Source organism: Fluoribacter gormanii (genome assembly GCF_900156395.1).
GTDB lineage: Bacteria > Pseudomonadota > Gammaproteobacteria > Legionellales > Legionellaceae > Legionella > Legionella gormanii.
Genome location: NZ_FTNL01000014.1, coordinates 88,078 through 110,331, shown reverse-complemented (window position 1 = coordinate 110,331; position 22,254 = coordinate 88,078). Strand labels below are relative to the sequence as shown.

The following is a 22,254-nucleotide window of genomic DNA, read 5'->3' as shown; positions in this document are numbered from 1 at the left end:
TCACTGGATGGTGGTTTTGAGCTGTTGCTGCTGTTCTTGTTTAAAGGTTTTTCCAGCTCTGCTATCCTGGCCGCCTGTTGCGTCACTCTCTTTTCTAGTTCCGCAATCCTAGCCAATAGTGTGCTGATGATTTGTTCGTAGTATTTCATGCAGCTATTTGATCACAACCACATAATTTTTCAAATGTTTTTTTACATGACTGTATCCGAGATACACCGCAGGAGATCCCTCACCCTCGCTGCGCTCGGGTTCGGGATGACGTGGGGAGTTACGAAAATGATTTTTTATAATCAATAATGTTGATGGTAGCGTGGGTAGGGCGCACCGTTTTCCACTACAATATAATCTCTTGGTGGTGTCCAGCGATGAGTATTTCTCCATCTTGAATGATGATGGTGATGGCGGAAATTCTTAAATCGTGGATAATAATCATGTGTATGATAAAAAGCGAAGGATGTAGTGGAAAATAAAGTAGCCGCGCCTAACATCCCGCACAGCAATAATTTTTTGATCCTCATTTCTTATATTCCCCTCTTTAATTGTTATCTGAACCTAGTCTAAATAATGAATGTAACAGGGATATAACAAGATGTTCTGTAATTGTAACAAAGTTGTTACAAAAGGAGCATAAATAAAGTAGCCTGGTGCAGAACGGAGCCCGGGTTTAGTCTCGTATGCATACTTCCGAGGTTCCGCGGCGCTGTACGCAGGCTACTTTGGCTATAAAGCTTTTAGACGGTTAGGTGGCTTTTGTTTTTTTGTGATTCAATATCATCTACTACTTCAGTTAAATCAACTACCTCACTCGGAACATCAGGTACGGTACCACGTGCTATGATTTTTGATAGGCAAACAGAGGCGCAAGGACTAAAACATCCCAGGGCTATAACAGTTGCTGGTATTGTTGCAAGAAACGTCAGTGTTGTTGAATGAGGTACTGCACTTGCACGTAGAATGAAATAAACACCAAGATGTACTCCACTGCCTAAAGCTATCATCGCGAGGGTGATGGCTTTTCTATAACAGCAATCTCCCTCAATGGCGGAGGAGCGTTCATCAATCAGCTTTTTTCGCTCTTTTATGTTGGCCAAATAAATTTTCTCATGTTTGATCACGAGATCCTGTACTAAGGGATTAATATGTTGATTTTCTAGTTCGAGGGGTAATATTTTATTATTGTATAAAGTAAAAAAAAGATGAGGATTTGTTTTCTCAATTTTCTTTGCTGCTAGAGTGGCTAGTTTGGGAATTTGTTCTGGTTGAGATGTTCTTGGCATTATTAAACCTTATTTTCGAAAATATAATTATATATTAATAGGTTAGTTTATCATTTTTTTGTACAAAAAATATTGAAATACATGATTTTTTTAACAAAATCAATGAACCTAAGACGATTAATAGGCACAATTGGATTTGGTAGTATTACAACGAGCATGATTTGGATTGAGGGTTAAATGAGAGATTTTTTTCACGGTATGGGGTATATGCTACGAGGTATTCGTCATCTTTCTACTCATGGATTAAGACGTTTTATTCTATTGCCTTTAGTAATTAACCTTACTATGTTTGCCGGTCTGTTTTATCTTATTTACCACTATTTGCTGCCCTATGCTTACTATTATCTTGATAAGTTGCCTTCCTGGTTAAGTTTTTTTAGCAGTATTTTTTTTGTTCTATTCATCCTCAGTTTTTTCTTAATGTTTCTATCTCTTTTTACGGTTTTTTTCAATTTAATTGCAGCGCCTCTAAACGGCCTGTTAGCAGAAAAAACACAAAATCTGCTTTTTGGAAGCATCATTCCGTCTTTATCATTTTATGAAGTCGTATTACGAAGTGTTAAACGTCAATGTGAGTTTCTCGGTTATTTTTTGCCGCGCTTTTTAATTATAGGTATTTTATTTTTTGTACCATTTCTACAGCCTGTTTATCCTATTTTGTGGTTTATTTTTAATGCTTGGATACTAAGTATCCAATACCAAGATTTTGCTATGGACAATAACCTGGTTAGCTTCAAAGAAATGCGTAGAAAAATTGCTCGTAATAAAATGCGTTCACTTGGATTGGGTTTTTCTATAAATTTAGCTAATTTTGTACCTTTCTTAAATATATTGACCATGCCTGCAGCGGTGATAGCGAGCACCATTCTCTACTGTGAACTCAATAAAACAGAACTTACGAAAAATCCCCAGCTCTTCGTTAAAAAATGATTTTAATTCGGTCATTTAGTTTATCTAAACTCTCTCATTAAAAACATTTTTTGCCTCGACCCTGGGGGCGTAAGTCCTGTAAAAATTTGCTTCAACCTCAAAAATCCTAGCCTGGGCTTAGCACAGCGAAACCCGGGGTTAATGAGTTGGATTCCCGGGTTGTGAAGTTTAATAAGACAGAATTAATAAGCCTGAACTACAATTTTTCCTACCGCTTTTCCTGATTCGAGTAACGTATGAGCTTTATCAATGTTCTCGAAATAAAAAAGATGTGGGTCAATGAGCGGCTTTAAATAACCTTCATCTGCTAATACCGCAATCTCTTTTAGAATTTTGCCATGACGTTCACGTTGTATGTCACGTAATAACGGCAATAACATAAATACTGCATGTAAACTGGCCGATTTACTATGTAAGGGTGAAAGGTCATGGTTGGAAGTTGCTTGAATACTGATTACGTTTCCATACATGGCAACAGCAGCTAATGATTTGTCGAGATTTTCCCCACCGATGGTATCAAATACGATGTCAAACCCCTTACCATTGGTTAGACGATTGACATAGTCTTGAACTGACTCAAACCGATAATTAATCGTCTCTTTGGCTCCAAGTGATTTTGCTATATCTGCTTTATCTGAGGAAGATACAGTTGTATATACTTCAGCGCCAGCCCACTTGGCGAGCTGAATTGCAATATGGCCCACTCCTCCAGTACCGGCATGAATTAATATTTTTTGTCCAGATTGAATTTTAACTTTTTCAAATAATGCTTCCCATGCGGTGATTGATACTAGAGGCAATGCAGCGGCTTCAACCATACTCAATGTCTTAGGTTTTTTCGCAATTAACTGAGCATCAGCAAGCATAAACTCAGCTAACGCACCACATTCATTGAGGAAACCACCGGCACATCCATAAACTTCATCACCGACAGCAAACTCAGTAACGTCGTCACCAACTTGTTCAACGATACCTGCTACATCACTATGTAGAATCGCAGGAAAGGGAGGGGAAATATGGCTGTATTTTCCAGAGCGAACTTTACAGTCGACAGGATTTACGCTAGTCGCCACAACTCGAATGAGCACATAGCCGGGTTTGATTTGGGGATTGGGGAGCTCAATCGTTTCAAAGACTGAGGGGGCACCAAAAGATGATATAGCTTGTGCTTTCATAGCGTCCTCCTAACTTGATGCACCAGACGTTTTATTAAAAATTGAAGAGAACAAAAATCCATCTTCATTAATCCAAAATAACATTCTAAGAAAATCGTAGAACATTTTCCAGCAGCAGTTAGCCGTTTGATAGGTTTTTTCGGGTATTAACCTTGCAATTGAGCGATTGAAATATCAGGTGCAAAATAAATTGGCATAGTTGAGCCTAACTGCACTATAGTGTTCATTGAATATTGAGTTTATGATTAATGAAATTAAAAGAGGATGGAACGTTATGTGGCAGACACGATTAACTGAAAAAATTGGCTTAAAATATCCAATTATTCAGGCTCCTATGGCTGGAGGTGCCACTACCCCGGAATTAGTCGCTGCTGTTTGCAATGCAGGAGGCTTAGGTTCATTAGGCGCGGGATATATGCCTCCTGATGAACTAAAAGATGCGCTAAAAACAATACGAAAATTAACAAATAAACCCTTTGCCGTGAATCTTTTTATTCCCGAGAGATATCATGCTTCAGCTGAACAAATTCGAAAATCTTGTACTGATATCAAACAATCTTGTCTTGAATTAAATATAGAGATTGAACCTGTTCTGGAGCCGTATGCACAGTCTTTTGAAGAACAAATAAACGTCTTAATCCAAGAAAAAATTCCTGTTTTTAGTTATGCATTTGGTTTGCTGGATTCGAAATGGATAACAAAATTTAAAAGAAATCGCACGGTTTTAATTGGCACAGCAACCACTTTAGCTGAAGCACGAGAACTTGAAGAATGTGACATCGATGCGATTGTTGCTCAAGGGAGTGAAGCAGGTGGTCATAGGGGAACTTTTATAAGTAAAGCGGAGGATGGATTAATTGGACTGTTTAGTCTAATACCCCAATTGGTCGATCAAATCGACCTTCCTATTATTGCTGCAGGTGGAATTATGGATGGCAGAGGAATTGCTGCGGCACTTAAGTTAGGTTCTGAAGGAATCCAAATGGGAACAGCATTTCTCAGTTGTTTTGAATCCGGTATTCCCGAAGTGTATAAACGCGCATTACTCTCACAACAGCAAGATAACACCGTACTTACACGTGCTTTCTCCGGTAAATTAGCCCGAGGAATACGCAATCAATTTATTGATCGCATGCATGTAAGAACGGCAAATATTCTTGATTATCCCATTCAAAATGCCCTAACGGGGCTGATGCGAAAAAAAGCAAAGGAACTAGACAATATCGATTTTATGTCAATGTGGGCAGGACAATCAGCTCCATTGTGTAGAAGCACTAGTGTAAAAGAGTTAATTAGTACTTTGGTTCATGAAGCAGAGGTATTGAACTGACGAACATATTAGGGGCTGGTGAAATGTTAATAGACCCTAGTTATCTTTCTTTTTTAGTCTTTCTAAGAGGAAATTGTAAAATGTGGGCAGTGCTGCTTCCAGTAGGGGTTGGTAGGGGCCTGATTGGTCATCTCCCTGCTCATGAAGTCCTTTGCGACCCTGATGAATTCTGAGGCATATTTCTTCATCTTCTTGCGCAGTTTCTAAATAAGCCGCTTGTGCTGCTGCGCATAAACTTGGATTAGATAACCAAATATCTTTCGGATGAAAAAACTCTACAATATTAATGCATTGATCAACATTTATTGGAGAAACAGTACTTATGACTAACATATAGGGATAATATTCAATCATGATGTTTGGGTAATAGGCCATCCAAACGGCTCCATACTTAGGTAGATCGTTTTTTGCTTGCACCAATAATTCGTTTTGATAAGCTTTAAAATTGGCAGAACCTGATTTGGTTAAATCAGATTGGATGCCTACATACTGGATGGAGTAGGTGTCATTAATCGTCCATTCAAGTTGCCGTACATCGACTAATTTTCTCAATCCATCATGGAAAAATGGTATATGGTAATCATCCAAAAATACTTCCATGAATATTTTCCAGTTAAATGAATGGTATTGATGTCTCGATTGAGCGAATACATAGTCAGAAAAATCGAATACGGTAGATGCCTTAGTGTCGATTGTATCTCCTTCTATTTTATTGTTTCCTCTAAACAGCAGTCCATTCCATTCGCTAATGTAGTCTTTTTTTAAATTAAGACAGGGTGTTTGTTCAAATTGTGGCGTATGAATTAATTCACCTTGTGTATTATATGACCAACTATGAATTGGACAGCGAATTCTTTTTACATTTCCTGCGTCGGATAATAGAAGCGCTTGTCGATGCCGACAAATGTTAGAAAGCAGACTAATACCATCTTGGTGATGAATCAGCATCTCAGTATTATTACTTCGTTTCAAAACATAATAATCATTTAAGTTAGGAACCATAAGCTGATGTCCTACATATTGTAGGCTTTGCTTAAAAATATATTCTTTTTCAAGTTGATAGATCGATGGATCAAAAAACCAATGAATTGGAATAGGCTGATACTGATTCATAATTGAATAGCTCCTATGCCTGATTTGTTAAGGTATCTTTAGTTTCGCACTAAATTGTTTTTATAGTATTTTGTTTTCTTAAAATTATAGACTGAGTTGAAAAGGATTTTTTAGATTTATCCTAAATTTAAATGATTTCTATGCTTGATAACAATGTATAAAAAGTCATTTTAAATTAGGAATGCCCGTTACACATTTTGGGGCGTTCTATAGGAGGCCAAGAATTCGCAAAAGTTGCGAACACTTTGACCTCCTTCAACTGATGAGGCATAAGCATGCAGGAAAACAAATCGTTAGTGGAACATTCTCTTTACATGTTCATTCCATTGTCATCCATTTCAATATCTTGATCATAACTCTCAAAACATTCTTCTTTTGTTTCTTGAGGTAACGATTGATAAAAAAAACTTGCTCCAGACTGGCTTACCAAAAATGAACTTTGATTCTCTTGAGGTATAGAAGGTGAAGTAGCAGGGAATTGTGTTTTTGTGCTAATGGGTTTCCTGGATAAATAGTGTATTTGTTCTTCCAAATGTTGAATGATTTGATGATCGCTTTGTTGGGGGTCTTTGAGCATTTGTAATGTTTTAATGACTTGTTTATATGTTGCAATGGTATTTGTTACCCGTTGATTTTGAACCTGGGATTGAGCAAGTGCTAAAAGCTGCATTGCCATATTACGATAAGCGCCATCGCTAGGTGTTTCATTGATTAAAACGGGGCTAAATGGATGTTTATCAGCTGATAAAGAAAGTTGGCTTAACATGCTTTCTATACTGTGATCAATTTGTTGAATTTCATGAATTGATATTGCTTCAAATTGTTCAAAAAGAGCTTGTTCTTGTTTTGCAAATTGTCCCTCACCCAGTAAATGCTCATGATTAGCAAATTTAGATGAGGCAATATATGAAGCAGTTGAGAGTTTCTTTTCATAATGACTATGAAATTGCTTGAAATTAACAACTGGGTCACCAATGTTTTGTTCCTCAAAAGTTTTTTCTTTAATACAGCCGAATGCTTTTATAGCATTTGCCATTGCCTCATCCCCTGCGGGTTGATTTAATGATTCATAACACGCATCGGCTAAATCAATATACAACTCAGTTAATTTTCTATAACTTTTATCATTGAGAGGAGTTTGCAGAAGTTGTTTAATAGCATCCAGATAGCATTGAGCTGATTTTTCATATTCGGAGCTATTAAAATAAATGATAGCCAGATCATGATAAGCATCGGAAAGTTCATGAAAATCGTTTAATGTTTTATTAACAATGTGTAAAAATAAATTAATCCCTTGTAGGTATTTATCAATTACAGGTTTTTTTGCGATAACTTCACGATCCAGATATTTGGCATTTGTAATTTTTAACTTAGCTTGTTTCCTATATTCTTCATCCATAAAGATCTCCTGAAGGCATTAACATTAAATTAATTCACAAACAAAGTATCATCAACGGATACAAAAATACAATGGGAATCACGCTCCATTCGGACAAAGGGGAGATGGACGTGGTTTGGGATTTTTTGCAAAAAAACTCCTGAATTGTGCTTCACACTACTGCCATTAAGTTAAGATTTTGGGGCATTCCTGCGAAGGCAGAAATCTAATTTTTACAGTGACATCATGTCTCTCTGGAAGTGGGTTCCCACTTTCGCGGGAACGACAGTTTTTTTTAAATTAATGGCAGTGATGTTTTGCGTATCCAAGTGATGAGATTTGTAGCGATTTTTTATTACTCTACTGCAATTAGGGTTGATAATTCGCGTAGTGCAACAAAGAAAATCGTGTAATCAATACTTGAACTACCGAGTAACATTTCCAGCAATTTTTCCCATCGCTGTTGAATAAACGGGTTTTTTGAGAACCAATAGGTAATCAGTTCCTCCGAATTAAGTCCTTTTTGATTGTTTAGCAAAATGACAATCGTAAGACGACGTTGTAAGTTGTCCAATTCATCACGCAAAGATAAGCGTGCCAGGCTATTCCAATGGCCTTCACGAGAATCATTACCAATTTGGTCGCGGAACCAGACCAGACTGAACTTGCTACCTACTTTAAAATAAACTTCAGCAGTTTTTCCCAAGTCAAATTTGTTTTGTGTCGCAACTTCGACTATGTTTAACACGGTATACATAGCACGAGTTGCAGCAATTTTCTTGGCAGCCTCTTCAGGCAAACCGATGTCTACAAACTGAATAACGATTTTATCAAGATATTCTTTCGTAACCCCTCCCATTAAGTTGGGAATTGATTGTTCAAGTTTGGCTATAGATTGACGGTAATGGGAAATATTATTGCTAATTCCACCTGCAAGACGTTTATGGTGCAAGAACCATCGAGTTGCCAGATTCATTAGTTGTCTGACATGATGAAGTAATTCATATTGAGTCTGTACTGTTACTTTATAATTAAGCGAATCAATTAATTGGTGTAATTCATCTATCCCATAAGCCTTTGATGCAATAATATAAGCACGGGCAATGTCTGCTACTGATTGTCCAGTTTCCATTTGTAAGCGGTACATAAAGGTAATACCCATGCTATTAACAATCTGATTACTGAGTTGCGTTGCAATAATTTCACGTCGCAAACGATGCGTTTGCATTGATTTGGCATAAGATTTCATCAACATTGAAGGGAAGCCAGTTTCCAGTATGGTTGAAAAATAGGGATCATCGGGTAAATCAGATTTTAATAACTCACCCGTAATATAGATTTTTGTATAAGCCATAACGATTGACAACTCAGGGCGCGTTAGGCCTTGGCCCGCAGCTTTACGTTCCAAAAGATGTTTATCATCAGGAAGAAATTCAACATTTCTATCCAAATGCACCAATCCTTCCAATTCCTTAATGTATGCTTGATATAAACCGCTATAAGCGAGTGCATTAATTGCAGAAAAACTTAAAACTAATGCTTGATTGTAATTATCTTGTAAAACGAGTTGGGCCACTTGCTCGGTCATTTTGGTAAGCAATTGGTTGCGTTTTTTTTCAGTAAGTTTTCCTTCATTTATTTCCTTATTGAGAAGAATTTTAATATTCACCTCATGGTCTGAGCAATTTACTCCAGCTGAATTATCGATTGAATCGGTATTGATTAAACCACCTGTAAGTGCAAATTCAACTCTCCCAAGTTGAGTAAAACCAAGATTACCGCCTTCGCCTGCAATTTTGCAGCGCAACGCATTACCATTAACACGGCAAAATTCATTTGTTTTGTCACCTACATCTGCATTCGATTCCGTTGATGCTTTTACATAAGTACCAATACCGCCATTGAAAAGCAGATCTACGGGTGCTTTTAAGATTTCCCGAATCAGTTCATTGGGCGTTAAAGAGTCTGCATTTATATCAAGTGCTTTTTTTACTTCGGGGGTAATGGTAATGGATTTGCTTGAACGTTTGTGAATACCACCACCTTTGGAAATCAATCGGGGATTGAAATCTTCCCATGATGAAGTGGGTAAATTAAATAAGCGTTGACGCTCTTCAAAAGATTTACGCCCGTCAGGATTGGGATCAAGAAATATATGGCGATGATCAAAGGCTGCAATCAAAAGAGAATGACTGGTATAGGTTAGACCATTCCCAAATACGTCCCCACTCATGTCTCCAATACCAACAACCGTAAAATCTTGTTTCTCAATGTTAATATCTATTTCACGAAAATGCCGTTTAACGGACTCCCATGCACCACGCGCGGTAATCCCCATTTTTTTATGATCGTAGCCCGCAGATCCTCCAGAAGCAAAGGCGTCTCCAAGCCAGAATTTGTATTCTTTGGCAATCTCATTAGCAATATCTGAAAAGGTAGCTGTTCCTTTATCTGCAGCGACAACAAGGTAGGGGTCGGCATCATCATAGCAAATGGTATTCAGCGGTGAAACAACCTGGTCATTTTCAAAATTGTCTGTAAGATCAAGCAATCCTCTGATAAATGATTGATAACAAGCAACTACTTCATGCTTTATCTGTTCTCGATCAAGTATATTAGTTGCTTTTTTTAAGATAAAACCTCCTTTGGCTCCAGAAGGTACAATTACAGAGTTTTTTACTTTTTGAGCTTTCATAAGACCAAGAACTTCTGTACGAAAGTCCTCGGGTCGATCGGACCAGCGAATACCGCCACGAGCCACTTTTGCACTGCGTAAATGTATGCCCTCAAATCGTGTAGAATAGACAAAAATTTCATACATGGGTTGTCCGGGGGGTAAATCAGGTACTTTGGCTGAGTTGAGTTTAAATGATAAGTAGTCTTTTGGATTGCCATCAGAACCCAATTGAAAATAATTTGTACGAAGAGTTGCTTTGATTAAAGACCAGAAAAAACGGATGATATGATCTTCATCCAGGCTGGTAATGGCATCAATATCGGCTCGAATTTCTTGCTCCAATTCATCTCGTTTGTTTTTAATTTTAGTATTCTGTTTCAGACTAAATTTCAAACAAAATAGTTCAATTAATTTTTTGGCAATGGGAGCATGGTTGGAAATCGTTTTCTCAATATACTGTTGGCTAAAGCGAAATCCAATTTGTTGCATATATTTAGCGTAAGCACGAATGACCACTATTTCACGCCAGGATAATCCCGCACCTAAAACCAATCTGTTGAACCCATCATTCTCACAAAGTCCAACATTTATTTTTATCAAGGCTTCGTTAAAATTGTTTTTTACTTGATCTAGGGTGAGTAAATTGGGATAGGAATAAGATACATTAAAATCACCAATCCAAATGAATTGGTTGGGTTCTATCGCGATTTTATAGGGTCTTTCAGTATAAGTTCGTAATCCCATGTTCTCAATCATGGGTAAGATATCCGATAAAGGAATAGAACTGCCATATCGATACAGTTTAATGTGTAATGGATGTTCGCCACGTGGTGATTCAAAGAAAACAATCGCTAATGGGTTTTGTAGCGATAGATTAGCAATTTGCGAGAGATCTTCTATTGCCTCTTCAATGGTGTGTTGCTCACAATAACTTATTGATAATGCTGGAAGATATTTTTCAGCAAAATTTTTCCCTTTTTTCATCCCTAATTGTTTTATTAGCTGTTGATGTAACTTATCTTTCCATGCGCTTTCCATTTTTAAATCTCACACAGGTTGAGTACTGTTATTCAATAAGTATAGGACATGAAATGAATTGGAGGTAAAGGGTAAAGATGCTCCGATAATCTTCAAGTTTCCATTGCAAGTCACGCTAGCATAATGAAAATAAAACGTATTTATTCTTTAGAAACGAATGATTTCTATTCACTCCTTATCGTTTTATTGTGACCAACAAGCCTGAGGTGTCCTGGTAGTATTGAGTCCATTAACCGTCAAGGTTAAAGTGCTGCAGGAAACGCCATTCTGTGTGTCATTTGCTTGAGAACCTTGGGCGGTTGCAGTAAGGGTATAACCCGTTGCAGTATTATTAGTGGCTGATAAACTGTAGTATCCATTTTCTGTGCTAGTTACTCCGCCCCAAACATCTGCCAAGGTACCATAAGTCGTGTTTTGACCACGGTATTTTTCTTCTTCAAGTTGGATGCTGTTTAGGGCGTTAATCCCTTCTGTTCGTCTGGAACGCATCACATAATTAAAGTAACTTGGCATGCTAATCAAAACAAGAATAGCAATGATAGCCAGAGCGATTACCAATTCAATCAATGAAAATCCCTCTTTTTTCTTGAAATTATCCATTTTAAAAACTCTCCTGAATTACTCTCTTTAATCTTAGACTAAACTAAGAATATGTATCACTCATTTTGAGATTGCTTAAGAAAATGGAATTCTTTATGGCCGTTCAAAGGATTAGCGCCAATAAACTGAGAGGTTTTAGCCTTTTCGAGATAATGATTACCATCGCAATACTCGTAATCGTTATGGGGATTGCTTTTCCTTCCTACACAAATTTTATGAATCAAAAGCGCGTAAGGACAGGAACGGAGGAATTGTATAATTATATTAAAATCGCGCAATCAGAAGCCCTTACTACAAAAAATACCCTTTATCTTAGTTTCAGGCCAGCAACCTGGTGTTATGGACTAAGTGATACTGCGCCATGTGATTGCACCGTAGTAAACAGTTGTTTGGTTAATGGCATTCAAACCATAGTGCAAAGTAGTGATTACTCTGGTAATCCTGTTACTCTTTCGATAATCGGATTTTCAGGCTCAGCTTCTGCCCCTAGCATTATTTTTGATGGATTTCATGGCACAATTACCTCTGGCGGTTCTATAACTGTTACTTTGTCAGATAAATCAGCCACGATTAATGCCAACAGCATGGGGCTAGTTACTGTTTGTTCCAATACTGTTTCAGGATACCAGACATGTCCTTAATAACGATTAAAAAACACAAGGGTTATACTCTGCTCGAAATACTAATAGGAATTGGTATTGGCTTATTCTTGTTAGGAGGCAGTATCGCGATTTACATTTCCTTAATGCGTTCTTTTTACAGTGTTATGGCAGTTAATCGACTTGATCAGCAATTACGTTCAGCAATGAATATGATGGCCATTGAAATACGACGAGCGGGCTATTCTGCAAATGCTGCTAATGATATAGGTACAGGGACTATTACCAATCCCTTTATTGCATCGGCTAATGATATTACTGTCCCTGTTAGCAGCTGTATATTATTCACCTATGACACAGATTCAAATGGCACTATGCCTTCGTTAAATTCAGCCGGTTATGATAAACGCTTTGGATTTAGGCTCTCAAATAATGCCTTACAAGCAAGAGCAGCAACAGACTCATTTTTTGATTGTAACAACGGCAACTGGATCAATTTAACGGATCCCAATCAGATCCAGGTGACTAATTTATCTTTTAATCTGATACCTACGGTTATCACATTAAGTAATGGAGTTAGCACGCTTACGATACGAAATGTTACTATTAATTTAACGGGTAGTTTGATTTCTGATAATTCAGTGAGCCGCACCTTTACTCAAGTAATACGGGTACGTAACGATAAATTTCAGCCCTGAATTAAAGGAGGAGGGTTAGTGCTATGAAACATCAACGCGGCTATGTTTTGCTTGCTACATCAGTGATGATTCTACTGGGAATTGCAATAACTGCACTATTAACCACCAAAACAGTCGATTTTGATCAAAAAATAGAAAATAACTTTTATCGAACCTCACAATCATTCATGGCGGCTGAAGCCGGTTTGGAGTATGGATTAGCTTATCTGGAGGCTAATAAAACAGCTATTCTTGTTGATGCGAACAATGATGGTTTTATAGATACCTATACCAATGCGCAAATAACCAATGTACCTTTTAGTAATAATACTAGCTATACCATCACTTATAGCAACCCGGTATACAATAGTTTCAACCGCATTACAGTATCCTCCAAGGGAACGGCTGATAATAACACTTCTTCAACCACTGTAGTTCAGATTATGCAGATTTATCCCTTTGTTCCCGCACCTACACCAGTGCCTCTTCTTGTAAAAAATAATGTGAACTTGAGTGGTTCCCTGACCATTACCAATACGACAACAGGGACAACTATTTGGAATGGAGGGGATACGATTTTAAGCGGTTCGGCTAGCACCGCCTCAAATACAAGTTCTGGCTCCAATAGTGCTGGTCTTCAGACTGATGTGGTACACAACGATTCAAGTTTAAGCAGTTTAAGCTCGGATCAATTTTTTAGTGACTTCTTTGGTACAACAAAAACTTTAGCCCAACAATCTGCAGATATTACCTATACTAATAGTAGTACTACAAATTACAGTGGTCTTTTAAATGGAGTTGTTGGTAAATCCATTTGGATTAACCAAACAGGAGGAAGTTCTGCCGGCTTCTCGGGTAATGCCACGATAGGTTCTCCTACTAATCCAGTTGTCTTGGTAGTTAATGGTTCATTGCAAGCTAATGGTAGCACTAGGATCTATGGTATGGTTTATATAATAGGGGATTGGAATAATAGCGGGGGAGGAACATTGGATATAATCGGTGGAGCCGTAGTAGAAGGTTCTATAACATCTACTGGTTCACCCAATATTACTTATAGTACAACGGTCCTGAATCAATTGAACAAAGTTGGGTCTTTTGTCAAGGTTCCAGGAACCTGGCGAGATTTTTAAGGATTTCATAGTTGAGGAGAGAGACGATGAGCGCTCATCAATTCAACTCCCCTCCTGGCAAACAGACAGGCTTGGGATTGGTTGAAGCCATGGTTGTTACCTCGTTATTAATTTTTGGGATGGTGGCTGGCAGCAAGACTGAAGTGCACCTTATCAAAGCCAAGGCAAATACCAATCAAGATTATCTCTCTACGCAATTGTTTAATCAAAAAATGGAACAGTTACGTAATTATTCCACAATCGCCGGGTATAATGCGATTACAACGGGCTCTGATATTACTACCGAGTTTGATTCAACCTTTTACCGCACCTGGACGATTACCAATAATTCTAAATATAAAAAAGTAGATCATATAGTGACCTGGACCAATTCCAATAATGAAAACTTATCGTTGGTATCTGCAAGTTATATTAGCCAAAATGATCCGGCACTCAGTGGCCAATTGTTTAATTCTACGTTCACCAGTACTAGCTTACCAGCTATAGGCTCAGGAGTTCCTAATGCAAATCCAAATCCCAATCCTCCTTCTGTTCCATCTGGAACCACCTATACTGTTACAGTTCCTAATACTAATATTGTGCTCACCTATGATTCAAATAATAATGTCACATTAATCAATAATGAGCATGCTGTAACCCTATCAGGAACGATCGCTCTGGGTACAGGAGGTAACGCACCACCCAGAACGGTTGATCTGTCTAATGTCACTATATCCGTTGATTCATCGAACTCTCAAGTTGCAACCTGTTTTTACGTTGGATCCTCAGCGGCTTTTAACTGCATTATGGCGTCAAGTTGGAGTGGTCGTGTTTTGTTGGGGGGGGTGAGTAATGTCAACGTATGCACCAGTAATCAGCAACCTTATAACAATCTGCTTACTTCATTAAATAATCAAGATTATCTGATTATTAAAGCCAATAGAAACTGTCCTTCCAGCAATCCATTTTTATTGCAGTCACTCTAAAAATCTATTTTTTCCTATAATTAAAAGATTCAAATAAAACGCTGCAGTTGATGCTCTGCTTAGCATAAAGGACAAATAATATGTACAGCCCCATTAATTTCAATGCAGGCCCTGCAACACTCCCTGTCCAGGTATTGGATATCATTCATAAAGATTTATTCAATTGGAACAATACAGGTGTGTCAATCTTAACTATTGGTCATCGTACCTCCCAATTTGCTGAATTAGGAGAGCGGTTGGAAGCTTCAGTACGACGCTTGCTTCATGTTCCTGATGATTTTGCTGTCCTTTTTTTACCGGGTGGTGCACAAATTCAATTTGCAATGATCCCGATGAATTTAACGCGAGGTTTTCAGTCTGCTAATTATATCGAAACAGGTTATTGGTCTGCTATGGCTATAAAAGAAGCGCAAAAATACACACAAGTGCGTTTGGCAGCAAGTAGTAAAGATCAGCAATTTACGATTATTCCTCCTGAAGAAACATGGGAATTACGACAAGATGCTGCATTTTTGCATTTCACTGACAACGAAACAATTGGTGGAGTTGAGTTTCCAGAAGTACCTCAAGTCGGTGATATGGTATTGGTCAGTGATATGAGTTCCAATATTTTTTCAAAGCCGATTGATTTTAACCGTTTGGGGTGTATTTATGCATGTGCCCAGAAGAATTTTGGTATTGCAGGTATGAGTTTGGTGATTGTCCGTCGTGATTTGCTCGATCGTGCTTTACCTGAAACACCAGCTGTATTTAATTATGCGATGCAGGATAAAAATCATTCACTTTTAGCGACACCCACAACCTTTGCCTGGTATGTAGCATCACTTATTTGTGATTGGGTAGAGCAGGAAGGTGGTGTCGCAGAGATGGAAAAACGAAGTCTGGTCAAAGCCAAATTGCTTTATACATGTATTGATCAAAGTAATTTCTATCATAATTCTATATCAGCTCTCTATCGTTCACGAATGAATGTTCCTTTCCTACTCCCAAACCAGCGTTTGGAGGAAGAATTTTTCTTGTCAGCAAAAAAAGCAGGGTTATTGTATTTGGAAGGGCATCGAAGTGTTGGTGGTGCCAGGGCCAGCATTTACAATGCCATTAGTTTAAAAGATGTTGAAAGACTGACTGAATTTTTAAACTCATTTGCAAAGGCTCGCTGAGTACATTAAATGTGTTCTCGAAAAGTAAAAAATTTATGTCCCAGATACGTTGTAAAAGTGGGAAAAACAAGCCCAATTGCGTGTGCTATTTCTAAAGTAAATGATTTAATACCCAAAGCAGGCAAAATATGATAGGCAAGAAATAAACTAACAAACCAGGTTTGTAGCATACCAATTAAGTTAATGAGGATAAAAAACATAATCGAGCGTAAGAAGGTTTGCTGACTGTTCTTGAATACAAATAACTTACCGAGTATAAAAGATGCAATCATCCCTGTAATATAGGCTAAGATAATTGATATTGAAAAACTGAACTCATAGCTATACAAAATTCTGCTGCAGAAATTTACCATAACTGCAATTGTTCCTGCCACTATGAAGGCAATGAACTGTTTTGATTTAAAATGACGTAACACAAAGCACTCCCGTCAGTTTTATTTCATGTATTTAATAATAATAGCCCCTATCAATGCAGGCTGGTATTTCTTAAAAATACAGTTTCCTATTCGCGAGATTATCACTTTTTGACATTATTCCAGATTTTTTTCCCTATCCAAAAAATAATCAAAAAGATACATAGCCATAATAATAGTAATGGTAAAAAGTACACAAAAAATGCGATCAAACCATAGGTAAAATTACGTAATTGATCGACCAGTGCATGATACGAATCAATAAATGTTTCAGTGATTTTCCACTGTTTTTGTTGTTCCGTTTGAATTATTGGGTTCATGCTTAAGTTAATATGTATCAATGAATAAGCTACTGACTCTTTGAAATATTTAATTTGTCCTTGGATTACATCGATTTGTCCCTGGGTGTCGCTTAATTGCTTGAATACACTAAGAACATCGGATGTCTTTTTAGCGCCAGCCATAATTTTTGATAGCTGTTCTTTAGCTTTTTGTAAATTACTCAACTGGCTTTGTAAATCGACAAATTGTTGGGTAATGTCTTCACCAGTTACTGATTCTTGTACGACTTGGGTTGCGAGTGACTTCAAGGCAGTTAATACATTATTTAATCCCTGAGCAGGTACTCTTATACTGATATCTGCAGTAGTATTATTTGCTGCATTATTATCTTGGGTTAAATTGGAGCTTACAACATACCCTCCTGAGTCTTCTGCTAGTTGAGCGATTTTTTCCATTGCTGAATTAATGTTATTCACTTGCAGGGAAATATTCGCATTACGAATAATCATACCCCGCATCACATTTTCTGCAGGTTGATTTCCAGAAGACTGGTTTGTAACACGCATTGCTACAGAGCCAACGGTGTAATCGGGTTTTCCAACTGCCGCTTGCATTGGCACGGGACTTCCCCCATACATTGTCGTTCCAGCTCTGCCAAACCATTGGGAGATAAAAAATAATATAGTCAGAGTGCCAATGAAGGCCAAAAAATAAAGGATTATTTTTTTCATTATTATTTCACTCTTTGCAGTGGATCAACTAAAGTGTGGCAAAGGTTTTTCAAATTGTAAAATAACTTGACTGTTTGTGAGGTGCAAAAGTAAAAAATGAAAACCAGCAATTTGATTCAATAAATTGCTGGTTTGCTTTGGTTTTCTGTCACAAAGATAAAAGATTTTTTATCTTTTCAATGTTGTTTGTCACAAAAAGCGACGCATACTTTATGTTCTCTGACCTCGCCGCCGCACTCTGAATAACATGCCCTATAGGTCGACTCACAGTGACACGAGTTGCTACAGCTTCTGCTTCGATCAAAATCAGTTATAGTCTTGCTAATCGGTAGGCCCATTCTTCTTTGGTCTTCTTTATATTGTTTGTATTCAAACATCGCATTTTGTTGGGCTCTCATGCGGCAATTTTCATTGTCTACCCGGCAACTCTGCTCGCAATCATTTTTACCTTGAATACATTGGGCAGTGCACATTTTCGCTATATCTGATTTGGGCGGAACAAAACTGTACTCAGTATTATAGATAGGACCACAGGCAGTCAACATGCCAGCTAGAACCAAAATAAAAAAAATAAAGAATTTTTTAAGCATATTATCCTCTTTTGATGAGTTAGGTGAAGCAAACAGTTCTGGCATTGTGGTCATATAACATGCAGACAAGTTTCAAACAGAACAAGCCAAACGTAGTTTAGTAATGCCTAGTTGAAAAAGCAAGCAGGTATCTTACCTAAAAGAACCCAAGATATTAGAAGCAACTATCGTTACTTTTATTCATACTTTGATATATAATTAACCAACTTTCAATTGTGCAATGATCATGCTACGCATCATCAACATCTTAATTTAAAACAACATGGATACTTCATTTTTATTAGGCTTTTTAAGCGGGTGCTTTACTACTGCCCTGGGTGGATGGCAAGTACAAAAATTCGTGAATGATAGGAAAAATTCCGAACATATAAAGAAGAAAAGAATATTGGATTTAGATAGGCTTTTTAATGATTACCCTCATTTCATGAGTGTCATGAAAAATGATGTAACTAACCCTGGTTGTAAGGATATAAAAGAGTTTTTCGTAGTCGATAAGGACGCAATATTGAATTCTTCGGTACCCCGATTTCGATATGAATTGTCTCCAGAGATTCTCCCGGCTTTAAATAAACTGGAGGAATTAGGGTATATTGAAAAAATACAAAATAATTGCCTGCATTATAAAATCGACGAAGAGTTTATAATGCAGCTTAAGTCAATTAATTGATTTTCATTAATCCGATGAAGCTTAAGAAGCCGTAGTCTGTTCAACAGAGGCTAAACGCACTTGATTCTTGGCATTTTTGTGAATCAAATAAACCAATGCTGTTCCCAAAAGAGCCCCCAAAGGTATGACAACTAATGCATGATGATAGGATTGAATACTGTATTGTCTCAAGCCATTTGCCGTGAAACTTCCCTCCCAGTAATAATCCATTATTTTGCCTATTAAAGTATGAAAAAAAGAGCCGCCAAACATATTGATACAATTTAAAAAGGCTATGGTTATTCCTAAATGTTTTGAGGAAACAAGTGTAGATCCTGCTGCAAACACAATTACTTGATAGCAGCACATGAGTCCAATAACGAAGAATAGAATACTAAGTATCCACCAATTACTCACACGATCCGAGAGAAGCACTAGAAAAGCTAAGGCCAACCCAATTCCGCAGAACCCTATAACTTTATAATTTCCCAATTTTTTGCTCAAAAATGCAAGTAATGGTCCACCAAATAACATACCAACAAAGATAAATGATACGAGAAACGCGGCATCAGATTTAGTAAAACCATAGGCAGTAGTTAAATAAGATACTCCCCAAACATCGGCAAAACCTTCCAGTGCGCCAACCATGAGTAAATTTGCCAGGGCCAGAGTCCATAATATCCTGGAAGTGAATAAAACAGATAAATAAGATAGATTTATTTCATTCGATTTTGTGGTTTTGATATTCTTTGGAGTACGCAAGACTAAATAAGCCAATAGTCCAATGCTGATAGAACAAAGTGCAAGTACCTGTCCTACATGCTGACCACCATAGGTTGCAATCAGTTGTGATACTGGTTTGCCTCCATAGACTGCTCCTAATAACCCAACACTAAAAGAAAATCCAACCATTTGAGAGTATTGGTTGCTACTGAACCACTCAGAAATAACTTTGGATACCCCTAAAAAACCAGCAGCAGAACTCGCCCCAATTAGAAATCTACTAAATAATGCCAGATAAAAATTATTGGTTGAGGCAAAGAGTAAGGCGCCTAATCCACAAAGTAAGGTAAAGGTAAAAACTACTTTTTGGGCGCCAAATTTTTCGAGCAATATCGCCATAGGAATTTGCATTCCGGCATATCCATAATAATAAAAAGCGGCTAAGAGACCAAAACTGGCAGCATCTATTGAAAATTGGCTCATTATTTCTTGCATCATCAATCCAGGCCAAAGACGCAAAATAAATTGAAGTGCAAAAAATGAAAGTGGAAAAAACCACATGACAAAGGGCCAGCAATTGTTTTTTAAATTTAAAAAGTTGGTTTGAGTCACGATACCCTCCAGTATTAATAAAGCAATGATTCTAATTACCCGATGCTTCCTCCCTAGAGAGGTTCGGGAATAAGAAACAGCTAACCGCTCTAGGGTAAAGAGGGCAAAATAATAATAATGGCTACTGAAGAGATTGTTGTTGTTAATGAATCGTGGCATGGCGATACCTTTACAGTAAACACTGCAGGGTAATTATTGCTCTTGTTCGTATCGCGGTGATTCATATGGATAGCAGTTTGGTTAAATTTTATCTATTATTGGATTAACATATCAAATTGGCCTGCAGTGTGTCAATTTAATTTTTGTAGTGCGCTATTTTTAGCTTGATTCTGACCTTCCGGCAAGCCTGCGTGACTAGTGACAGCATGAATCGTTAGCCTATAGCCTCTGTCATTTCAAGAGGCAACTCCATCAATAAAGAGACAGATAAACTCACGTTGGTCAAAGAGACATTTACTCATTCGCAACAATCCGAACAAAGCAAAGTAAAATCGCCGATTATCTGTGAGCAATTAACGAGCTCTTGAATGATTACACTCTTGGAAAAATCTGTAGCGCACTGAGCATCAGCACTGTTGAAATCAGACTTAAATTAATCCTAGAAGATGATGTTGCCATGTAATTTGTTGAGGTAAAAGAATGGTTGCTTGTGGTTCCTATGCTGGACGAGAGCGAGCAAAGTGATGTTTGTGCTATTGAGCTTCACCGACCTTGTGGAAGTATCTTTAAAGTAAATACTGGCGTGGTCAACCAAAATGTTACACCCCAGTTAAGCAAGTTTCATTAAAGAATTGCTCTAAGATGGCGGGGATTGAGTTGAGAGTGTAAGGTATTATGCTGACCTTACAGAAAAGACTCGAAAATCAGAATGATGACCAATATTTGTCCGAAAAGTGTAGCAATTGCTAGAGTAGTTGATATAAAATGCATCATCAAATTTAATCACATTAGCAAAATAACATGAAAACAAGAAAGCCATCAACATCAGAAGATAAGTTCAGTCAACTACCCGATGAAATGAAATTATACATACGTGGTCACCTTCACGACCCCAAAAGCTTAGCTAGCCTAGCACTTACCTGCACGTCATTTGGGCTTTTTCGAGCAGAGTCTAATGAAACCGGTTATCTAAATCTTGTTCAAGCTGTAATCGACAATGACCTAGAGACTGCCAAACGAATCTTAGATGCTAATCCTACTTTGCTGTTGCCTCAACATGTGAAAGAGAATGTGACATCCAAAGCTGTAGAAAGCCAAAAAACATGGCAAGTGTTGTATGCAGAGGCTCCTCTCAAAATAGCACGTATGAGACGTCAGCATCAGATGGTTGAGTTCTTGCTTCCTTATTTTGACAACATCCCAACAAGCAATGCTAATGGCCAAGAAGAAGCATCAAAGCAATTAAGAGAAGCTGAGATTGCGTTAGAAAAACAACAAGCTTTCACTATAAGAATGATTCACGAAGGGTTGTTTAAACCGTTAGTTAATGCGCTAAAAACATGCAAGTACTGTAATCATAAATCTAATCTCATGCAATACACAGATGCAAATGTTTTGGAAGAGCTTATCAAACTAAAAAATATAATACGATCTAAAAATCCAGTTTCCTTAGAAAATGCAATGGATCCTGCTCTTCTTTTGGAAGAAGCATATCGGATTGCTCTGGGCAAATCTGACATTATTAATATTAAAGACCCTCAAGATATGTGGAATGATAGTATACGTAGTGATCAAGTTAGATTCTTCTCTATCAAAGTAATTGGCTATTTGCAAAGCCTACTGCATCTTGAGTTAGCTAAAGCACTCTATCCAGCTCAATTTGCTGAAACAGCGAAGGATAAGAAATCCATAACCTTTTACCACGAATCTCCAGACAAACCTGATATGCTGGATTTAGAACAGCTAATAGAAGAATTAAGTTTAGATACAGATGACCCAGACTTCGATGAAGATCAATATCTACCGCAAGGTTTGGGGTTCACCCATTTTATTAGTGGTTTCATGAGTCGCATTGACAATTATATCGTTAGAGATTCATTCGATACCCGACTCATTGTTGGGTTAGAAACCTTTCGCTGCGAGACAGATAAAAAACTAAATCAACTGATGCAAGATCTTGAGCAAAGCGAAAAACCACAATCCATAAAAAGTATATAAACTTCATTACAATTATTTTATAAATGCCATTGCTGGACAAAAGTTATT

21 protein-coding genes are annotated in these 22,254 nt (G+C 37.6%); 9 read left to right on the top strand and 12 right to left on the bottom strand.

Going from position 1 to position 22,254, the window contains the following annotated elements; genetic code table 11:
• From BW930_RS17525 to BW930_RS10205, 3 genes are all read right to left on the bottom strand, one after another.
• On the bottom strand, positions 1–149 hold a 149-nt coding region (locus BW930_RS17525), incomplete at its 3' end, for a DUF6444 domain-containing protein (protein WP_432419115.1).
• A gap of 141 nt (positions 150–290) precedes the next feature.
• Positions 291–518: a hypothetical protein gene (locus BW930_RS10210; protein WP_076547516.1), complete on the bottom strand. Its 228-nt coding sequence runs from the start codon at positions 516–518 to the stop codon at positions 291–293.
• A 213-nt stretch (positions 519–731) separates the two neighbouring features.
• Positions 732–1,277: a hypothetical protein gene (locus BW930_RS10205; RefSeq protein ID WP_058468453.1), complete on the bottom strand. Its 546-nt coding sequence runs from the start codon at positions 1,275–1,277 to the stop codon at positions 732–734.
• 177 nt (positions 1,278–1,454) lie between these two features.
• Here BW930_RS10205 and cysZ point away from each other — a divergent pair, with 177 nt between their 5' ends.
• Complete coding sequence (gene cysZ, locus BW930_RS10200) at positions 1,455–2,207, top strand: sulfate transporter CysZ (protein ID WP_058468452.1); 753 nt, start codon at positions 1,455–1,457, stop codon at positions 2,205–2,207.
• A 182-nt stretch (positions 2,208–2,389) separates the two neighbouring features.
• On the opposite strand, the gene BW930_RS10195 is transcribed toward cysZ, so the two are convergent.
• Positions 2,390–3,382, bottom strand: coding sequence for a zinc-dependent alcohol dehydrogenase family protein (locus BW930_RS10195; protein ID WP_058468451.1), 993 nt, complete (start codon positions 3,380–3,382; stop codon positions 2,390–2,392).
• A 274-nt stretch (positions 3,383–3,656) separates the two neighbouring features.
• On the opposite strand from BW930_RS10195, the gene BW930_RS10190 reads away from it, so the two are divergent.
• Positions 3,657–4,712 (top strand): NAD(P)H-dependent flavin oxidoreductase, encoded by a 1,056-nt coding sequence (locus BW930_RS10190; RefSeq protein ID WP_058468450.1) that lies wholly within the window; start codon positions 3,657–3,659, stop codon positions 4,710–4,712.
• Between the two features lie 36 nt (positions 4,713–4,748).
• Here BW930_RS10190 and BW930_RS10185 read toward each other — a convergent pair whose 3' ends face one another.
• From BW930_RS10185 to BW930_RS10170, 4 genes are all read right to left on the bottom strand, one after another.
• A complete protein-coding gene (locus tag BW930_RS10185; protein WP_238587875.1) occupies positions 4,749–5,825 on the bottom strand; it encodes an aromatic ring-hydroxylating oxygenase subunit alpha in 1,077 nt (358 codons plus the stop codon).
• Between the two features lie 310 nt (positions 5,826–6,135).
• Positions 6,136–7,224, bottom strand: coding sequence for a hypothetical protein (locus tag BW930_RS10180; protein WP_058468448.1), 1,089 nt, complete (start codon positions 7,222–7,224; stop codon positions 6,136–6,138).
• 334 nt (positions 7,225–7,558) lie between these two features.
• A complete protein-coding gene (locus BW930_RS10175; protein ID WP_058468447.1) occupies positions 7,559–10,918 on the bottom strand; it encodes an NAD-glutamate dehydrogenase in 3,360 nt (1,119 codons plus the stop codon).
• Between the two features lie 183 nt (positions 10,919–11,101).
• Positions 11,102–11,518, bottom strand: a complete 417-nt coding sequence (locus BW930_RS10170; RefSeq protein WP_058468446.1) for a type IV pilin protein — start codon at positions 11,516–11,518, stop codon at positions 11,102–11,104.
• A 95-nt stretch (positions 11,519–11,613) separates the two neighbouring features.
• On the opposite strand from BW930_RS10170, the gene BW930_RS10165 reads away from it, so the two are divergent.
• The 5 genes from BW930_RS10165 to serC all read left to right on the top strand — a co-directional run bounded on the left by BW930_RS10165 (position 11,614) and on the right by serC (position 16,052).
• Positions 11,614–12,159: a GspH/FimT family pseudopilin gene (locus tag BW930_RS10165; RefSeq protein ID WP_058468445.1), complete on the top strand. Its 546-nt coding sequence runs from the start codon at positions 11,614–11,616 to the stop codon at positions 12,157–12,159.
• Positions 12,150–12,815 carry a prepilin-type N-terminal cleavage/methylation domain-containing protein gene (locus tag BW930_RS10160; RefSeq protein WP_058468444.1) on the top strand — a complete coding sequence of 222 codons (666 nt, stop codon included), beginning with the start codon at positions 12,150–12,152 and terminating at the stop codon, positions 12,813–12,815. The genes BW930_RS10165 and BW930_RS10160 overlap by 10 nt, the downstream gene beginning before the upstream one ends.
• A 23-nt stretch (positions 12,816–12,838) precedes the next feature.
• Complete coding sequence (locus BW930_RS10155; protein WP_058468443.1) at positions 12,839–13,927, top strand: pilus assembly PilX family protein; 1,089 nt, start codon at positions 12,839–12,841, stop codon at positions 13,925–13,927.
• Between the two features lie 26 nt (positions 13,928–13,953).
• Entirely contained in the window at positions 13,954–14,892 is a 939-nt protein-coding gene (locus tag BW930_RS10150) for a hypothetical protein (RefSeq protein ID WP_058468442.1), read from the top strand.
• 80 nt (positions 14,893–14,972) lie between these two features.
• Positions 14,973–16,052: a 3-phosphoserine/phosphohydroxythreonine transaminase gene (gene serC / locus BW930_RS10145; RefSeq protein WP_058468441.1), complete on the top strand. Its 1,080-nt coding sequence runs from the start codon at positions 14,973–14,975 to the stop codon at positions 16,050–16,052.
• A gap of 5 nt (positions 16,053–16,057) precedes the next feature.
• On the opposite strand, the gene BW930_RS10140 is transcribed toward serC, so the two are convergent.
• The 3 genes from BW930_RS10140 to BW930_RS10130 all read right to left on the bottom strand — a co-directional run bounded on the left by BW930_RS10140 (position 16,058) and on the right by BW930_RS10130 (position 18,068).
• Positions 16,058–16,468: a GtrA family protein gene (locus BW930_RS10140; protein ID WP_058468440.1), complete on the bottom strand. Its 411-nt coding sequence runs from the start codon at positions 16,466–16,468 to the stop codon at positions 16,058–16,060.
• A gap of 101 nt (positions 16,469–16,569) precedes the next feature.
• Positions 16,570–17,478 (bottom strand): DUF4349 domain-containing protein, encoded by a 909-nt coding sequence (locus BW930_RS10135; RefSeq protein WP_058468439.1) that lies wholly within the window; start codon positions 17,476–17,478, stop codon positions 16,570–16,572.
• A gap of 176 nt (positions 17,479–17,654) precedes the next feature.
• Positions 17,655–18,068: a hypothetical protein gene (locus tag BW930_RS10130; RefSeq protein ID WP_058468438.1), complete on the bottom strand. Its 414-nt coding sequence runs from the start codon at positions 18,066–18,068 to the stop codon at positions 17,655–17,657.
• Positions 18,069–18,330: 262 nt separating this feature from the next.
• Between BW930_RS10130 and BW930_RS10125 the strand changes: the two genes are divergently transcribed.
• A complete protein-coding gene (locus tag BW930_RS10125; RefSeq protein ID WP_058468437.1) occupies positions 18,331–18,735 on the top strand; it encodes a hypothetical protein in 405 nt (134 codons plus the stop codon).
• 21 nt (positions 18,736–18,756) lie between these two features.
• On the opposite strand, the gene BW930_RS10120 is transcribed toward BW930_RS10125, so the two are convergent.
• Positions 18,757–19,998: an MFS transporter gene (locus BW930_RS10120; RefSeq protein WP_115266262.1), complete on the bottom strand. Its 1,242-nt coding sequence runs from the start codon at positions 19,996–19,998 to the stop codon at positions 18,757–18,759.
• A gap of 1,011 nt (positions 19,999–21,009) precedes the next feature.
• Here BW930_RS10120 and BW930_RS10115 point away from each other — a divergent pair.
• A complete protein-coding gene (locus BW930_RS10115) occupies positions 21,010–22,206 on the top strand; it encodes an F-box protein (protein WP_058468435.1) in 1,197 nt (398 codons plus the stop codon).
• The last annotated feature ends 48 nt before the right edge of the window (positions 22,207–22,254 follow it).

What these genes read in the sequence shown, in the direction of transcription:
- BW930_RS10155 (WP_058468443.1), top strand. Translation starts at nt 12,839, where the DNA reads ATGAAACATCAACGCGGCTATGTTTTGCTTGCTACATCAGTGATGATT.
- BW930_RS10150 (WP_058468442.1), top strand. Translation starts at nt 13,954, where the DNA reads ATGAGCGCTCATCAATTCAACTCCCCTCCTGGCAAACAGACAGGCTTG.
- BW930_RS10135 (WP_058468439.1), bottom strand. Translation starts at nt 17,478, where the DNA reads ATGAAAAAAATAATCCTTTATTTTTTGGCCTTCATTGGCACTCTGACT.
- BW930_RS10120 (WP_115266262.1), bottom strand. Translation starts at nt 19,998, where the DNA reads ATGTGGTTTTTTCCACTTTCATTTTTTGCACTTCAATTTATTTTGCGT.
- cysZ (WP_058468452.1), top strand. Translation starts at nt 1,455, where the DNA reads ATGAGAGATTTTTTTCACGGTATGGGGTATATGCTACGAGGTATTCGT.
- BW930_RS10180 (WP_058468448.1), bottom strand. Translation starts at nt 7,224, where the DNA reads ATGGATGAAGAATATAGGAAACAAGCTAAGTTAAAAATTACAAATGCC.
- BW930_RS10175 (WP_058468447.1), bottom strand. Translation starts at nt 10,918, where the DNA reads ATGGAAAGCGCATGGAAAGATAAGTTACATCAACAGCTAATAAAACAA.
- BW930_RS10195 (WP_058468451.1), bottom strand. Translation starts at nt 3,382, where the DNA reads ATGAAAGCACAAGCTATATCATCTTTTGGTGCCCCCTCAGTCTTTGAA.
- serC (WP_058468441.1), top strand. Translation starts at nt 14,973, where the DNA reads ATGTACAGCCCCATTAATTTCAATGCAGGCCCTGCAACACTCCCTGTC.
- BW930_RS10185 (WP_238587875.1), bottom strand. Translation starts at nt 5,825, where the DNA reads ATGAATCAGTATCAGCCTATTCCAATTCATTGGTTTTTTGATCCATCG.
- BW930_RS10165 (WP_058468445.1), top strand. Translation starts at nt 11,614, where the DNA reads ATGGCCGTTCAAAGGATTAGCGCCAATAAACTGAGAGGTTTTAGCCTT.
- BW930_RS10130 (WP_058468438.1), bottom strand. Translation starts at nt 18,068, where the DNA reads ATGCTTAAAAAATTCTTTATTTTTTTTATTTTGGTTCTAGCTGGCATG.
- BW930_RS10205 (WP_058468453.1), bottom strand. Translation starts at nt 1,277, where the DNA reads ATGCCAAGAACATCTCAACCAGAACAAATTCCCAAACTAGCCACTCTA.
- BW930_RS10170 (WP_058468446.1), bottom strand. Translation starts at nt 11,518, where the DNA reads ATGGATAATTTCAAGAAAAAAGAGGGATTTTCATTGATTGAATTGGTA.
- BW930_RS10190 (WP_058468450.1), top strand. Translation starts at nt 3,657, where the DNA reads ATGTGGCAGACACGATTAACTGAAAAAATTGGCTTAAAATATCCAATT.
- BW930_RS10115 (WP_058468435.1), top strand. Translation starts at nt 21,010, where the DNA reads ATGAAAACAAGAAAGCCATCAACATCAGAAGATAAGTTCAGTCAACTA.
- BW930_RS10125 (WP_058468437.1), top strand. Translation starts at nt 18,331, where the DNA reads ATGGATACTTCATTTTTATTAGGCTTTTTAAGCGGGTGCTTTACTACT.
- BW930_RS10210 (WP_076547516.1), bottom strand. Translation starts at nt 518, where the DNA reads ATGAGGATCAAAAAATTATTGCTGTGCGGGATGTTAGGCGCGGCTACT.
- BW930_RS10160 (WP_058468444.1), top strand. Translation starts at nt 12,150, where the DNA reads ATGTCCTTAATAACGATTAAAAAACACAAGGGTTATACTCTGCTCGAA.